Genomic DNA, 15,559 nt, shown 5'->3' on the forward strand with positions numbered 1-15,559 from the left:
TGATGATCCTACGCCTTGCCCAGATTTTCAGTGACTCCAGCACCCAGGTTCGCGCCAAGCTGTTTGGCATCTACGGGTTGTTGATCGGCATTAACGTGTTCGCCTGGATCTGGGCGCTGGTGGCGTTCCATGAGCACCCGGTGTTGCTCGGCACCGCGCTCCTGGCCTACGGTTTCGGGCTGCGGCATGCGGTGGATGCCGACCATATCGCCGCCATCGACAACGTGACCCGCAAGCTGATGCAGGAAAAGAAACGTCCGGTGACGGTGGGCTTCTTTTTCTCCCTGGGACATTCTTCGGTGGTGGTCCTGGCATCCATTGGCGTCGCGTTTGCGGCCTCGGTGATGCAGGCGCGGTTTGAAGGGTTCAAGGCCATCGGCGGGGTGATCGGCACGTCGGTCTCGGCCTCGTTTCTGTTGGTCATCGCCTTGATGAACCTGGTGATCCTGCACGCGATCTACAAGGCCTGGCGCCATGTGCGCCAGGGCGGTGCGTATGTGGAGGACGACTTCGACCTGCTGCTGGCGGACCGGGGTTTCATGGCGCGGATTTTCCGCCCGGTGTTTCGCCTGATCAGCCGCAGCTGGCACATGTACCCGTTGGGTTTCCTGTTCGGCCTGGGCTTTGATACGGCCACCGAGATCGGCCTGCTGGGGATTTCTGCGACCCAAGCCTCTCAAGGGCTGTCGCCGTGGGCGATCATGGTGTTCCCGCTGCTGTTCAGCGCCGGCATGTCCCTGGTGGACACGCTGGACGGCCACCTGATGCTGGGGGCATACGGCTGGGCGTACATGAAGCCGATCCGCAAGATCTACTACAACATGACCATCACCCTGGTATCGGTGGTGGTTGCGGTGGTGATCGGCAGTATCGAGGCGTTGGGGTTGATGGGTGACCAGTTGGACCTGAAGGGATCGTTCTGGAGTTTTATCGGCTCGCTGAACGACAGTTTCGGGATGCTGGGCTACATGATCATCGGGATCTTCGTGGCCAGTTGGGCGATCTCGGTGATGCTGTATCGCCTCAAGGGCTTTGACCGGATTGAAGTGAACGCGGGTTGACCGAGGGACATTCAGCCTTGTTGTGGCGAGGGAGCTTGCTCCCGCTGGGTCGCGAAGCGGCCCCAATAAGGCAATCGAGAGCCACCTGAAAGAACACCGTGTCCTTTTTTTGGGGCTGCTTCGCAGCCCAGCGGGAGCAAGCTCCCTCGCCACGGGTTGTTCATTCACCCGATAGGTTTTCCCAGGCTCAGAAATCCACCGTCGCCGACAATTTCACTGTCCGCGGCTCACCCTGGGTCAGGTAGTTATTGGCCGTCGACGCCGACGACCAGTACGCCTTGTTCGCCACGTTTTCGACGTTGGCGCGCAGGGTGATGTATTTGTCATCCGCTTTGAAACCATACCGCGCCCCCAGGTCGACGCGGGTCCAGGCCGGGATGCTCAGGCTGTTGGTGGCGTTGACGTATTCGCCACCGGTGCGCAGCATCCGTGCGCTGACCGCCGCACCCTGGATGCCCGGCACATCCCAATCCGCACCGATGTTGTACTGGAAGCGCGGCACACCCGCGGCGCGGTTGCCGTCGGTGGCGCCGTTGGAAGTGCTCTTCTGTTCGGTGTCCATCCAGGTGGCACCGGCCAGCAGGCGCAGGCCGTCGATGGGCTCGCCGAACACGTTGAGTTCCACGCCTTTGTTGATCTGTTCACCGTCGACAGTGAAGGTGTCGAACTTCTGGCCCGGGAACCGGGTGGTCGCGTTGTTCGGCTGTTCGATGCGGTACACACCCAGCGTGGCGCCATAGTTTTCCCAGTCCAGCTTCACCCCGGCTTCCGTCTGCTTGCTGCGCTTGGGCGGGAAGACTTCGCCGGGGTTGGTCACGTTCGTGAGTGGCGCCGTCGGGCCCTGGGCCAGGCCTTCGATACGGTTGGCGTAGAACGATACGTGCTCCCATGGCTTGATCACCAGGCCATAGACCGGTGTGGTGATGGACTCGGAGTACGGTGTACCCCGTGCCCCCGTGGCCGTGTTCCAACTGTCCACCTCGATGGTCTGGCGCCGCACGCCCAGGGTCAACAGCACCCGATCATCCAAAAAGCCCAGGGTGTCGGACACCGCCGCACTCTTGATGCGGTTCTTGCCGACAACCCGCGGGTCGTGAATATCACTGCCGAAATAGGTGTTGGTAGGTCGCGGCGTTTGCGTCGGGTCGTACAGGTTGCCGGGCTGGCGGTTGGCTTGCAGGATCGCCTCGTAGGACGAGCGCTGCTCGCCCCAGATCCCCGACAGCCCGAAGTTCATCTGATGGGTCACCGGCCCCGTCGCAAAGTGCCCGTTCAAGCCGGCCATGGCGCTTTTGTTGTCTTCGTCATGGGGTGAATAGAGGAAGCCCACCTTGGCGCTGCCATCGTTGGCGACATACAGCGACGAATACTGGCCGTTCTCCCGAGTGTGCTTGGCGCCACCTGCCGCGTAGGCCGTCCAGTTATCGTTCAAGTCATATTCGGCGTTGACCATGCCGTAGGTGTCTTCCAGCTGCGACCAGCTCCAGTCCTGGGCGTAGTTGTCCTTGGCCGACGGCGGGCTGGGCACTTTGGTGCCGGTCAGGTAGACCACCGAGCGGCCGTTATTGATGCGTTCTTTCTGGTAGCCAAAGTCGGTGGAGACCCGCAAGCGCTCGCCGCGATAATCCAGGGCGACGGCGATCAACTGCGAGCTTTTGTTTTCGTCATCCACAGCGGTTTCGCCGCCGTGCCGCGCCAGGTTGACCCGGGCGCCAAAGCGGTTGTCTTCGCCAAAGCGTTGGCCGAGGTCGATGTGGCCGCCGGCCTGGCTGTCGCTGGCGTAATCGAGGGTGACGCTGCGGGTGGGCGTGTCTTCAGCGCGCTTGAGCACCAGGTTGACGCTGCCGCCGATCCCGCTGCCCGAGGGCGACACGCCGTTGACGAAGGCATTCGGGCCCTTGAACAACTCCACCCGTTCCAGGGCTTCGGTAGTGATGATCTGCCGGGGCAGCACGCCGTACAGGCCGTTGAATGCGATGTCATCGGTGCTCAGCGGCAGCCCGCGAATGGTGAACACCTGGGAGAAGTTGCCAAACCCGGACGACTGGCGCACCGACGCGTCGTTGAGCAATACGTCGCCGACGGTTCGCGCTTGTTGGTCGGCGATGGTTTTCGACGTGTAGCTGACCACGCTGAATGGCACGTCGTTGATGGACCGATTGCCCAACACGCCGAGGCGTGCAGAACGTGCCACCTGGCCACCGGCATACGTGTCTGCCTGCGCCCCGCTCGCTTCACCGCTGATGGTGGTGGCGCCCAACTCCAACGCACCGCCGCTGGCCTGGGGCACCACGGTATAACCGTTGGTGCCGGTGCCTTGCAGGGTGTAGCCGCTGCCTTGCAGCAACTGGGCAAAACCCGATTGTGCGCTGTAGCTGCCTTGCAGCCCCGGGCTTTGTTGATCGTTGAGCAACGTGGAATCGAACGACAACGGCACCCCGGACAACGCCGCAAACTGCGCCAGCACATTCCCCAGCGGCCCCGCCGCGATGTTATAGCTGCGCGCCGCACTGCTTGGCGCAGCGTCTTCTGCCTGGGCGTTCTGCAACGGTGCGACGGCGGCAAGGGCGACCGCCAGGCTCAGTGCCTTCAACGGACGGGGGCAATACGGGAGCGGTCTGGCGGTCATGGGCATTCCTGTCGGCGCGGAGCAATGTTGAGGGTTCTCCCCTACACCGGGCGACAACGAAAAAGGTATCAGCGAAAGTTGAAAAAGATCAGCGCGGCTCGACCGTCACCCAATACCCCGTCAGGCTGCTGACCTTGACCGGCAAGGTTTCCTGCAACAGGTGCAGGCTGGCATCGGTGTCGCGCAGGGGAAACGCACCCGACACCGTGAGGTCGGCAACCGAGGCATGGCAGCGCAATACGCCGGCGCGATAACGCCCCAGCTCATCCAGCAGGTCCGCCAGGCGCATATGCTGGGCCAGCAGCATGCCGTTCTCCCAGGTCAGGGTGCTGACGTCCAGCGGCTCGACGGCGGCTACCCGGTCAACACTGAAGGCGCCCTGCTCGCCCGCCTTGACGATCACCCCCTGGCCGGCATGCGCCGCCAGCAACTCCACCGCGCCTTCGGTCACGGCCACTCGGCTTGCCTGCTCACCCACCCGCACGCTGAATCGGGTGCCCAAGGCCCTGGCGGTACCGTGGCGGGTCTGGACGATGAACGGGCGATGGGCCGAATCCTTGGCGGTGGTGATCAGCACTTCGCCTTTGAGCAGCTCGATACGCCGCACCTGCTCGGAGAACGCGATATTCAGCGAGCTGCCGGTGTTGATCAGCAAGCGTGTGCCGTCGGGCAAGGTGAGGGTCCTTTGTTCGCCGATGGCCGTGTGCTGGTCGGCGGTCCACTGCTGCCACGGCACCTGCCGATACGCCAGCCAGGCCGCCGGGCCGGCCGCCAGCAACAACCCGAGCGCCTGGCGTCGGCCGAGGGATTTTTTGCGCCCGATGCGCTTCAAGGTATCGCCGGCAATCGCCGCCGGCACGCTGTTGAAGTCCCCCAGAATAGCCTGCGCCCGTTGCCAGGCCTGGGCATGCTGGGCGCTGCGGCCCTGCCACTGGGCGATGGCGCGGCGGTCCTCATCGGTGGCGCTGCCGGACTGCAACTGCACCATCCAGTCGGCGGCTTCACCGAGGATCAGCGGATCAATCGACTGGCTCATGCCACGCTCAGGCAGGCCAGGAAGGCATCGCGCATGTAGCGTTTGACCGAAATCAGCGACACACCCAGGGCATCGGCGATCTGCTGATAGGTCAGGCCGTCGATCTGCGACATCAGGAAGGCCTGGCGGGTTTTTTCCGGCAGATCCCGCAGCATCGCCTCAATGCGGTACAGCGCTTCGAGGATCAGCCAGCGGGTTTCCGGCGAAGGTACATGCTGTTCGGGCAGGTGGGCGATGGTTTCCAGGTAGGCGCGTTCCACTTCCTGGCGGCGCCAGCTGTCGATCATCAGGCCCTTGGCGATATGGGTCAGCAATGCCCGTGGCTCGGCGCCCAGGTTGCCGGTGGTTTGCCGGGTGAGCAGGCGCATGAACGTGTCATGGGCCAGGTCGGCGGCATCGCTGGCGTTGCCCAGCTTGCGGTCCAGCCAACGGTGCAACCATCCATGGTGTTCGCAGTACAGGTCCTGGATATGCAGATTGAGGGGAGACGACATGCCGATCACCGGGGCGCGCCGGGCGGTGGGGCCCAAGCGTAATTAAGAATTGATCGCATTCTAGTCTGCGCAGGGTAATGCTGGCAATTTCATGATTTTGATAACGCCGGCGACCCAATGTGGGAGCGGGCTTGCTCGCGAATGCGGTGGGTCAGTCGACATCTCCAGCGGCTGATACTCCATATTCGCGAGCAAGCCCGCTCCCACATTTTTGAGCTTCACCCGGCGTGTGATTCCGGGTGTTGGATCAGGCCAGTTCGGCCCGCAGTTGACGCGCCGCTGTCACCATGTGAATCAGCGCCGCTTCAGTCTCCGGCCAGCTACGGGTTTTCAGGCCGCAATCCGGGTTGACCCACAGGCGTTCGGCCGGGATGCGTTTGGCTGCCTTGCGCAGCAGGTTGGCCATTTCCGAGGCATCCGGCACCCGTGGCGAGTGGATGTCATACACACCTGGGCCAATGTCGTTCGGGTAAGCGAAGGCTTCGAATGCCTCCAGCAGTTCCATGTCCGAGCGCGAGGTTTCGATGGTGATCACGTCGGCATCCATCGCCGCGATGGACTCGATCACATCGTTGAATTCGCTGTAGCACATGTGGGTGTGGATCTGGGTTTCGTCGCGCACACCGGAGGCGCACAGGCGGAAGACTTCGGTGGCCCAGTCCAGGTATTCCTTCCACTGCGCCCGGCGCAACGGCAAGCCTTCGCGGAACGCGGCTTCGTCGATCTGCACGATCTTGATCCCGGCGGCTTCCAGGTCCACCACTTCGTCACGAATCGCCAGGGCGAGTTGCCGCGCCTGTTCTTCGCGGCTCACGTCTTCACGGGGGAACGACCACATCAGCATGGTCACCGGGCCGGTCAGCATGCCCTTCATCACCTTGTTGGTGAGGCCCTGGGCGTAGCGGATCCACTCCACGGTCATGGCTTTCGGACGACTCAGGTCACCGAAAATCACCGCCGGTTTCACACAACGGGAACCGTAGCTCTGCACCCAGCCGAAGCGGGTAAATACATAACCGTCCAACTGTTCGGCGAAGTATTCGACCATGTCGTTACGCTCGGCTTCACCATGCACCAGCACGTCCAGGCCAAGGTTTTCCTGCACTTCGACAGCGTGGCGGATCTCGCTGTGCATGGCTTCGACGTATTCGGCTTCGCTCAACTTGCCGGCCTTGTAGGACTGGCGAGCCAGGCGGATCGAAGCGGTTTGCGGGAACGAACCGATGGTGGTGGTCGGAAACAGCGGCAGGTTCAGGCCGGCACGCTGTTTCTCGATACGTTGGGCAAACAGCGAGTCACGCTGGCTGTCCTTGGCGGTGATCGCCGCCACACGGGCTTGCACCGCCGGCTTGTGGATACGCGGCGAAGCGGCACGGGCCGCCTGCACGGCACGGCTTTCGGCCAGGGCAGCGATCACGTTCGGCGCTTCAGGCTGGTTCACGGCCTGGGCCAGCACCGCCACCTCTTCGCACTTCTGCACGGCAAACGCCAGCCAGCTTTTCAGCTCGGCATCCAGCTTGTCTTCACGGCACAGGTCTACCGGGCTGTGCAGCAACGAGCAGGATGGCGCCACCCACAGGCGATCACCCAGGCGCTCATGAGCATGCTGCAAGGTGGCCAGGGCTTTTTCCAGGTCGCAGCGCCATACGTTACGGCCGTTGACCACGCCCAGGGACAGCACCTTATAAGCCGGCAGGCGATCGAGGATGATCGGGTACTGATCCGGTGCACGCACCAGGTCGATGTGCAGGCCGTCCACCGGCAGGTTGGCTGCCAGCCCGAGGTTCTCTTCCAGGCCGCCAAAATAGGTGGCCACCAGCTTCTTCAGCGGGTCGCGCTGGATCAGGTTGTAGGCACGCTCGAAGGCGTTTTTCCAATCCTGCGGCAGGTCCAGCACCAGGATCGGCTCGTCGATCTGCACCCACTCCACGCCCAGGTCCGCCAGGCGCTGGAAGATCTGGCCGTACAGCGGCAGGAGGCGGTCCAGCAGGTCGAGTTTGTCGAAATCACCACCCTTGGCCTTGCCCAGCCACAGATAAGTCAGCGGGCCGATGACCACCGGCTTGACGGTGTGGCCGAGGTCGCGGGCTTCCTTGACCTCTTCGAACAGTTGCTCCCAACCCAGCTGGAATTGCTGGTCGGCGCTGAATTCAGGGACCAGGTAGTGATAGTTGGTGTCGAACCACTTGGTCATTTCCTGGGCGTGGGCACCGCCGCAGCAGTTGTCACTGACGCCACGGGCCATGCCGAACAGGGTGTGCAGGGTGGCTTTGCCGTCGGCCGGGCGGAAACGCTCGGGGATCACACCGAACATCAGCGAGTGAGTCAGTACCTGGTCGTACCAGGCGAAGTCACCGGCGGGCAACAGTTCGATGCCGGCTTTCTTTTGCAGGTCCCAGTGCGTCTTGCGCAGTTCACGACCTACGGCGCGCAGGCCGGCTTCGTCGAGCTCGCCCTTCCAAAACGCTTCCTGCGCTTTTTTCAGTTCACGATCGCGACCAATGCGCGGGAATCCAAGGGAATGGGCAACAGCCATGACGTAAAGCTCCAATGTGTTTGTATGGGAGCCATTGTCGGGATCGAGTGATAGTGAGACAAACTCATTTTATTTGAGATGATCACAAGTTCCACTCATGATGAAATGCACCGCCCGGGCTTGAGTGATCGCGCGGCGCTCACGCTCCATGGGGCACGGGAGTGGGTGGGGCTTCGTTTTGCTTATCACTGAAATAGCTGGCAGCGTCTGTTTCGGTGCACGGCCGCTCAGCATACTTTTGCTTCCCAAGCCCCAAGGAAGCCCCCACATGGAACAGCAGCCGCCACTGACCACCCTCCTCGTTCACTTCGTAGCCCTTGGGCTCACACTCCTCGGCATCGGCAGCCTGGCGCTGCTGATGGCCTGGGCCGGGCGTCTGATTTTCTAGTTCAATCGGCGGGAATATCGGCGCTCAACGTGCGGATCAACGCTTGCGCCTGAGAGTCCCGCTGCGCCGTATACAGCACCACTTCACGACTGGGCAGCGGCGGCAGGTCGAAACGCTGCTCCACGTCGACGCAGCCACTGGGCGCCATCCGCCCAACCATCGCGCCGATGCCAATTCCCGCCACCACTGCAGCGCCGATCGCCAGGATCCCGCTGCCCACGAACGCCTCTTCCCAGGCACGGTTCTGCTCGGCCAGCGCCGCCATCACCATGCTGCGCATGCCACAGGGTTCCGGCTGGATCGCCAGGGGCAACGCCCCGCCCTGGCGCAATTCGAAGTCGTGGGAAGCCATCCAGCCAAAGCGTTCGATGCCCACCACTTCGCCGTCCTGGCGACGGTTGTCGTGCCGCAGGATCATCGCCACATCCAGCTTGCCCTGCTCGTAGTTCATCAACATATCCCGCGAGGTGCCGAGGCTGAACGCCACGATCACGTCCGGGTCGGTGGTCGCCAAACGTCGCAGCCACAGGCTGAGATCGGCGCCGACAATGTGGTGGCTGACGCCCACGCGCAAGGTGCGTTTCTGCGGGCCAAAACAGTTCATCGCTTCCTGGTAGTTGTCCAGCAAGCGGCGGGCACTGGCCAAAAACATCTGGCCATGGGCCGACAGCGTGACCCGTCGCGGCGTGCGTTCCAGCAGCTTGCGGCCAAGGCTTTCTTCGAGGCGTTTTATCTTGAGGCTGATAGCCGCCTGGGTGCCGCCGATAGCATCGGCAGCGCGGGTAAAGCTCTTGAGTTCGGCGACCAGGACGAACGCCTGGATGGCGTCGATATCGGGCATTTTCATGGATGGGCTGGCGATAGAGAGTCAAGACGTGACGTTAGCATGCCGCGCCTGCTGACCAAACCACTGCATGATCAGCACGCAGCCTGGGTGTGACGCCGCCGATGACTGCAAGCACAATGCATACACCCCGCCGGTCACCAGCGGCTGACCAAACGGCACCACCAACACACCCCGTTCGATCGACTCGGCCGCCAGCGTCAGATCCGTCATCGCCACCCCAAGCCCGCGCGCGGCGGCATCCAGCGCCAATTCGTCAAGGTTGAACGGGATATGCCGGTAGTCGTCCAGCGACCGCGCGCCATTGGCCGCCAGCCAGGTCATCCAGTCCTGCTTGTCGGCTGAACGATGCAGCAGCGCAAAGTGTTCGAGCTGTTCCACGGAAGCCAGTGGCCCCAAACCCGGCGCGCAGACCGGCACCAATGATTCGTGGAACAAGGTCAGCCGCGCAGGATCGTTGTCGGGCTTGGGCAGGTAAAGGATGTAGGCATCGCTGTCACTCGCCGGCTCGACCACCTCGGTGGCGACGGTCTCGATTGCCAGGGAAATATCGGGATGGTTGCGATAGAAATCGCTGAGCTTGGGCAGCAGCCAGCGCACCGCCAGCGACACATGCAGGCGGATGCGAAACGGACGTTTACGAGGCGAGAGCCGATCCTCCAGCCCCTTCAGTTGCGCCAGGATGCTCCGGGCACTGGCCAGCACCTGCTCACCTTCGGAGGTCAGGCGCAGGCTGCGGCTGGTCCGGGTGAACATCGGCACGCCGAAATGGCTTTCCAGTTGCTGGATTTTGCGGCTCACCGCGCTTTGGGTCAGGCACAGCTTCTGCGCAGCCACGGTGAAGCTCGCGCAGTCGCTGACTTCAACCAACGCCTGAAGGCCCTGCAGCGAAGGCACGTGACGGATGTTATCCATGCGTTTTCCGAATGGCTGGATGATTTTATAACGTTGGTTGTATCACCGCAGGCCCTATAGATTCCAGCTGCAGCCCGAACTTATTTATGCCAGCAACGCATACAGCCGAGGATCTTCATGGAAAACACATGTGGCTGGATTGCCCAGACTGAAAGCCTCCCCGCCCGGGACCGACTCACCGGCCTACAAAAAGCCGACTGGCTGGTGATCGGCGCCGGCATCACCGGTTTGTGTGCGGCGCACAACCTGGCCGAGATGCACCCCGAGGCGCGCATCGTGATCGTCGACCGCCAGCGCGCCGCCCAAGGTGCCTCAGCGCGTAATTCCGGTTTTGTGGTGGCCCATGAGCATCCCGCTGCAAGTGAACTGATGGGCAACGCAGGCTTCGCTGACTTTGAGGTGGACACCGCGATCTCCCGCGCAGCCAGCGATGAAGTGCGCGAGCGCATCGCCCGCCATGCCATCGACTGCGACTTTCGGGACAGCGGCTACTACTTCGCCGTGCACGATCGCGACAAGCTTGCGCATGTGGATGCCAAGTTGGCGACCTTGCGTGCCGCGGGTGCTTCAGCGCAGTTCCTGCAAGGTGCCGCACTCGCGCAGACACTCGGCACCGAGCATTACCAGGCCGCCATCTGGTGCGGCCACGGCAACGCCTTGCTGCAACCGGCGAAGTATGTGAAGGGTTTGCTCGAAGCGCTGCCGGACAACGTGACGCTTTATGAGAACACCGACATCACCGGCCTTGAGCGCATGGCCAATGGCGGCATTCGCGCCAACGGCCTGGACGCCTGCATTGAAGCCGGCCAGGTGCTGGTGTGCCTCAACGCCTTTATTCCACGGGTGGGCCTTGAGGCCAGTGCGACGTTCCCGATGGAACTCAGCGCCAGCCTCACCCGCCCTCTCAGCGATGAGGAATACCGCCGGATCGGCGCAGTGGAACCGTGGGGCGTGCTGTCCACGCGGCCACTGGGTGCCACGGTGCGCCTGACACCGGACCATCGGGTGATGATCCGCAACACAGCGGAGTACCGCACCCGGGACTTGTCCAACGGCGACCTGTTGCACCGGCGCCAACACCATGTAAAGGGCATGCAGCGACGCTTCCCGTGGCTGACCGAACAAGACATCCACTACACCTGGACCGGCCACTTGAGCGCCTCCCGCAGCGGTCAACCGTATTTCGCGCGGGTCGAAAGCAACCTGTATGCCGTCGCGGGCTGCAACGGTTCAGGCGTGGCCCGCGGCACGCTGTGGGGTCGACTGCTGGCCGAGTGGGCGTCGGGCCAGACTTCCTCGCTCCTGCACTCTGTGATGCACAGGGCACAGCCCGGCTGGCTGCCACCCCGGCCGTTGTTCGACATCGGTGCCATGCTGCGTATGGGCGTGGAAACGGTTCGAGCACGGACAGAAATCTAGAACAAGAAACCTCGATAAAGGTGATTCACATGCACATCAACAGTCTGTCCCTGGCGGTCATCCTCAGCGCGCTCCCGGCGGCTGTGTACGCCGCCGAAGAAGTGAACATTTCCAACTGGAACGGCTACATCGCCGATGACACCTTGACCAGTTTTACCAAAGCGACCGGGATCAAGGCGACCTACGACATTCACGACAGCAATGAAGTGCTGGAATCCAAGCTGATGACCGGCAATACCGGTTATGACGTGGTGAGCCCGTCCAACCACTTCCTCTCGCGGCTGATCAAGGCCGGGGCGATCCAGAAGCTCGACCGAAGCCAACTGCCCAACTGGAAAAACCTCGACCCGTTGCTGATGAAAAAGCTGGAGACCAACGACCCGGGCAACCAGTACGGCTTCCCGTATATGTGGGGCACGGCGGGGATTGGCTACAACGTCGAGAAGATCAAGGCGATCTTCGGCACCACCGACGTCACCCATTCCTGGAGCCTGTTCTTTGATGAAAACAACATCAAGAAACTCAGCGCCTGCGGCGTGGCGATTATCGACAACCCCACGCAGATCCTGCCGATCACCCTCAACTACCTGGGCCTGCCGCACCACAGCCACGAACCGGCCGACTACAAAAAGGCCGAGCAGGCGCTGTTGAAAATCCGCCCCTACATCCAGTACTTCCATGCCTCCAAGTACATCAGCGACCTGGCGAACGGCAATATCTGCGCAGTGATCGGCTTTAACGGCGACGTGGTACAGGCTGCCGCCAGCGCCAGGGAAGCGAAAAACGGTATCAGCATCGCCTACTCGATCCCGGACGAAGGCTCGACATTGTGGCTGGACATGGTGGTGATGCCCAAGGGTGCACCGCACGAGAAAAACAGCTATGCCTATATGAATTACCTGCTGGAGCCCAAGGTGATTGCCAACATTAGCAACAGCATCCACTACGCCAACCCCAACAGCGCGGCGGATGAGCTGGTGACCCCTGAGGTGAAGCAAGACCTGGCGATCTACCCGCCGAAAAGCGTGATGGACAAGCTGTTTATCGTGGAGGACCTGCCGCCAGCGATTGCGCGGCTGGCCACTCGGTTGTGGACCAAGTTGAAGACCAATACGTGATACCGAAAACCGGACTTGCTCAAGGCTCATGGGAGAGCGGTATAGTCACTCCATTGAGCTTGGGATTGAATCAACATGGAAGGACTTCACCAGGGTAGCTGCCTGTGCGGCGCGGTCAGCTACCGAGTATCGACACCGCTGAAAGCTGTGACGCATTGCCACTGCAAAAAATGCCAAAAGAGTCATGGCTCCGCCTTCGCGACATACGCGAGTGCTCCGAAATCGTCGGTGCACATCGAGTCTTCGCTGCAAACGCTCAAGGCTTATGAATCTTCCGAGGGTGTGTTTCGTGAGTTTTGCTCACGCTGCGGCTCGTCGATGTTCTGGTCCGATATCAATGGTGTTTACCCAGACTGGGTCTCGATAGCAATCGCTACACTCGATACGCCGCTCTTGCCTGGTAAGCAGGAGCACTCCTGCGTTGACTCCAAGGCCGCTTGGCTGGATCTGGAGAATCGCAGTGGCTGAATCAGAGGACGGTTTGTCGATACGCACCCTCTCGGCGTTGCCCGAAGAGATCCTGGTATTGGAAGCAGAAGCCGTCGCCGAAGGATTCAGGTTTCTCACGCGACTCGTTGCAGAGTGGTCCAGCGGCGCCAACCGTTTTGACCAGCCAGGCGAATGTCTTTTGGGTGTATTCAGCAACGGGCAGTTGATCGCCGTTGGCGGTTTGTCCCATGACCCTTACGCCGGTCCGGAGGTTGGCAGGCTGCGCCGGGTGTACGTCGCACGGGCATCAAGGGGACGCCAGGTGGGCAAAGCGTTGGTGGGCCAGCTTTTGGCACGCGCTGCGCAATCCTTCCATGTCGTGCGCCTGTCTACCGACACCCACGAGGGCGCAAGCTTTTATCTGCGCTGCGGGTTTGAGCCGGTACAGGACGAACATGCAACCCACGCTAAATCATTAATTGATCAGGAGGCTTCATGCAGGTGATCAACGACAACCGGCCCGAATACGTTCGGGGGAGATGACGGTTTAATGTCAGTGTGGGTGCGTTTTTGTCATGTGGGAGCTGTCGAGCTTTAGCGAGGCTGCGATAGCGGTGTGTCAGGCAGCTTATTTATCGGCTGTGCCGCCGCCTTCGCAGCCTCGCTGAGGCTCGACAGCTCCCACAGGGGATAGGGGTTGTTTGGTGGGCTTGTATTTCAAAGTCAGGCCACCAACCCCGCTTTGGCGGCGTTGGCGAGTATGTCTTGGGCGGGTACATTGACCCATGTGGCGGCGTCCACCTCGCCCTGTTTTGCCAGCCAGGCCTCCACCATCTGGTAACCCAGCGTGTACCCCAGCCACTTTGGCCGCGCGCCGGTACCAAAGAACCATTCACTGTGATCGTAATACGTGGCGTCTAGAAGCTGGCGGTCTACCGGGGCACTCAGCAGTTCCTGGGGGGCAAGCGCCCGCTCCCACAACTCCGGCTCACTGCCCAGCACCTGCCGCACAAACTGCCCGGCCAGGCCCTCACTGACCATCGCCTCCCCCAGCGTCCAGCCATAACCGGGGCCCGCCATGCGCAGGCAATGGTGCACCTCATGCACCACGTGTCGACGCAATGCACCGCTTTGCAGGCTGGTGAGGAAATTCGGGTTATCGGGATCAAGGGTCATGCTGAACATCGTGCTGCGATAAGCACGGCCCACCAGGCCGAGTTCCGGAAGGGTCTCCCCCGGCAACCGCTGGATCAGAATGTCCAGCCGCGGCGGCGGCAGCAGTTGCGCGATTGCCTCGTAGGCGACCTCAAACTCTCGGATCAGCTGCGGGCGAAACTGCGCCAGGCTCCCCGAAGCTTCCAGCCAATGCAGCGTCCATGCGTCCATTCTCACCTCTCGTCGCCCAAGCCGTGGTCCGTTATCAAAGCGGCTCATCATACCTACGGGCTGTCATATTCACAGGCCAGCTTATAACCGGGCCAGCAAATTCCGCTGACTAACCTTTCGATCTGTCCCAAGTGCGGGCACAATGCGTGTCCTTTTTTGGCAGGCACCGCCGCAGGCTCTGAAAATGATCAAAACGCCGTACTACCTCATCGACAAACAGAAGCTTCTGGTCAACATGCAGAAGATCGCCTACGTGCGCGAACAGTCCGGCGCCAAGGCTCTGCTGGCCCTCAAATGCTTCGCCACCTGGTCGGTGTTCGACCTGATGCAGGAATACATGGACGGCACCACCTCGTCGTCGCTGTACGAGCTCAAGCTGGGTCGGCAGAAGTTCGAAGGTGAAGCCCACGCCTACAGCGTGGCCTGGGCCGACGATGAAATCGAAGAGATGCTCGACAACTGCGACAAGATCATCTTCAACTCCATCAGCCAGCTGCAGCGCTTTGCCGAGCGCAGCGAAGGCAAGACCCGCGGCCTGCGCGTCAACCCGCAAGTGAGCAGCTCCGACTACCTGCTGGCCGACCCGGCGCGCCCGTTCAGCCGCCTGGGCGAGTGGGACCCGGTGAAGATCGAAGGTGTGATCGAGCAAATCTCCGGTTTCATGTTCCACAACAACTGCGAGAACGGTGATTTCAACCTGTTCGACCAGATGCTCAACACCATCGAAGAACGCTTCGGCGCGCTGCTGCACAAGGTCAACTGGGTCAGCCTCGGCGGCGGCATCCACTTCACCGGTGAAGGCTATGCCATCGACGCCTTCTGCCAGCGCCTCAAGGCGTTCTCGCAGAAGTACGACGTGCAGGTGTACCTGGAACCCGGCGAAGCGGCGATCACCAACAGCGCCTCCCTGGAAGTGACCGTGCTCGACACCCTCTACAACGGCAAGAACCTCGCCGTGGTAGACAGCTCCATCGAAGCCCACCTGCTGGACCTGCTGATCTATCGCCTCAACGCCAAGCTGGCGCCAAGCAATGGCGAACACACCTACATGGTGTGCGGCAAGTCGTGCCTGGCCGGGGACATCTTCGGTGAGTACCCATTTGATCAGCCGCTGGCCATCGGCGATCGACTGTCGTTCATCGACACGGCAGGCTACACCATGGTCAAGAAAAACTGGTTCAACGGCCTGAAAATGCCGTCCATCGTAGTGAAACAACTCGACGGTACAGTCGAAGTGGTTCGTGAATTTGGTTACGACGACTACCTGTCCAGCCTTTCGTAAAGCGGACAGATAAAGGAGAGAT

The 15,559-nt window shown here is 61.5% G+C and carries 13 protein-coding genes; 6 read left to right on the forward strand and 7 right to left on the reverse strand.

The genetic code is table 11. The annotated features are described in order from the left end of the window. Positions 1-2: 2 nt before the first annotated feature. Positions 3-1,061 (forward strand): HoxN/HupN/NixA family nickel/cobalt transporter, encoded by a 1,059-nt coding sequence (locus AC3WKX_RS18985; protein ID WP_102605992.1) that lies wholly within the window; start codon positions 3-5, stop codon positions 1,059-1,061. 187 nt (positions 1,062-1,248) lie between these two features. Here the strand turns inward: AC3WKX_RS18985 and AC3WKX_RS18990 are convergent, their stop codons facing one another. The 6 genes from AC3WKX_RS18990 to AC3WKX_RS19015 form a co-directional block, all read right to left on the reverse strand. Beyond that, complete coding sequence (locus AC3WKX_RS18990; RefSeq protein ID WP_102605993.1) at positions 1,249-3,690, reverse strand: TonB-dependent receptor; 2,442 nt, start codon at positions 3,688-3,690, stop codon at positions 1,249-1,251. Positions 3,691-3,778: 88 nt separating this feature from the next. Then, a complete protein-coding gene (locus AC3WKX_RS18995; protein WP_102605994.1) occupies positions 3,779-4,726 on the reverse strand; it encodes a FecR domain-containing protein in 948 nt (315 codons plus the stop codon). Then, the gene (locus AC3WKX_RS19000; protein WP_102606001.1) at positions 4,723-5,220 is read right to left on the reverse strand and encodes a sigma-70 family RNA polymerase sigma factor; all 498 of its coding nucleotides are present in this window, start codon (positions 5,218-5,220) and stop codon (positions 4,723-4,725) included. Before AC3WKX_RS19000 ends, AC3WKX_RS18995 begins: the two co-directional genes overlap by 4 nt. Before the next feature lie 247 nt (positions 5,221-5,467). Beyond that, positions 5,468-7,756 (reverse strand): 5-methyltetrahydropteroyltriglutamate--homocysteine S-methyltransferase, encoded by a 2,289-nt coding sequence (metE, locus tag AC3WKX_RS19005; protein ID WP_102605995.1) that lies wholly within the window; start codon positions 7,754-7,756, stop codon positions 5,468-5,470. Between the two features lie 389 nt (positions 7,757-8,145). After that, positions 8,146-8,991 (reverse strand): LysR family transcriptional regulator, encoded by an 846-nt coding sequence (locus AC3WKX_RS19010; RefSeq protein WP_256579837.1) that lies wholly within the window; start codon positions 8,989-8,991, stop codon positions 8,146-8,148. Positions 8,992-9,012: 21 nt separating this feature from the next. Next, complete coding sequence (locus tag AC3WKX_RS19015) at positions 9,013-9,903, reverse strand: LysR substrate-binding domain-containing protein (protein WP_003210225.1); 891 nt, start codon at positions 9,901-9,903, stop codon at positions 9,013-9,015. 117 nt (positions 9,904-10,020) lie between these two features. Between AC3WKX_RS19015 and AC3WKX_RS19020 the strand changes: the two genes are divergently transcribed. The 4 genes from AC3WKX_RS19020 to AC3WKX_RS19035 all read left to right on the forward strand — a co-directional run bounded on the left by AC3WKX_RS19020 (position 10,021) and on the right by AC3WKX_RS19035 (position 13,374). Next, entirely contained in the window at positions 10,021-11,322 is a 1,302-nt protein-coding gene (locus AC3WKX_RS19020) for an NAD(P)/FAD-dependent oxidoreductase (RefSeq protein ID WP_003210227.1), read from the forward strand. 29 nt (positions 11,323-11,351) lie between these two features. Then, on the forward strand, positions 11,352-12,440 hold the full coding sequence (locus tag AC3WKX_RS19025) for a polyamine ABC transporter substrate-binding protein (protein ID WP_102605997.1): 1,089 nt from the start codon (positions 11,352-11,354) through the stop codon (positions 12,438-12,440). A 75-nt stretch (positions 12,441-12,515) separates the two neighbouring features. Then, positions 12,516-12,908 (forward strand): GFA family protein, encoded by a 393-nt coding sequence (locus AC3WKX_RS19030; RefSeq protein WP_003210231.1) that lies wholly within the window; start codon positions 12,516-12,518, stop codon positions 12,906-12,908. Then, positions 12,901-13,374, forward strand: a complete 474-nt coding sequence (locus AC3WKX_RS19035) for a GNAT family N-acetyltransferase (protein WP_102605998.1) — start codon at positions 12,901-12,903, stop codon at positions 13,372-13,374. Before AC3WKX_RS19030 ends, AC3WKX_RS19035 begins: the two co-directional genes overlap by 8 nt. A 218-nt stretch (positions 13,375-13,592) precedes the next feature. Here the strand turns inward: AC3WKX_RS19035 and AC3WKX_RS19040 are convergent, their stop codons facing one another. Next, entirely contained in the window at positions 13,593-14,255 is a 663-nt protein-coding gene (locus AC3WKX_RS19040) for a DUF2268 domain-containing putative Zn-dependent protease (RefSeq protein ID WP_102605999.1), read from the reverse strand. A 184-nt stretch (positions 14,256-14,439) separates the two neighbouring features. Between AC3WKX_RS19040 and AC3WKX_RS19045 the strand changes: the two genes are divergently transcribed. After that, a complete protein-coding gene (locus AC3WKX_RS19045) occupies positions 14,440-15,537 on the forward strand; it encodes a carboxynorspermidine decarboxylase (protein WP_102606000.1) in 1,098 nt (365 codons plus the stop codon). The last annotated feature ends 22 nt before the right edge of the window (positions 15,538-15,559 follow it).

Source organism: Pseudomonas sp. GP01-A4, from assembly GCF_058780865.1.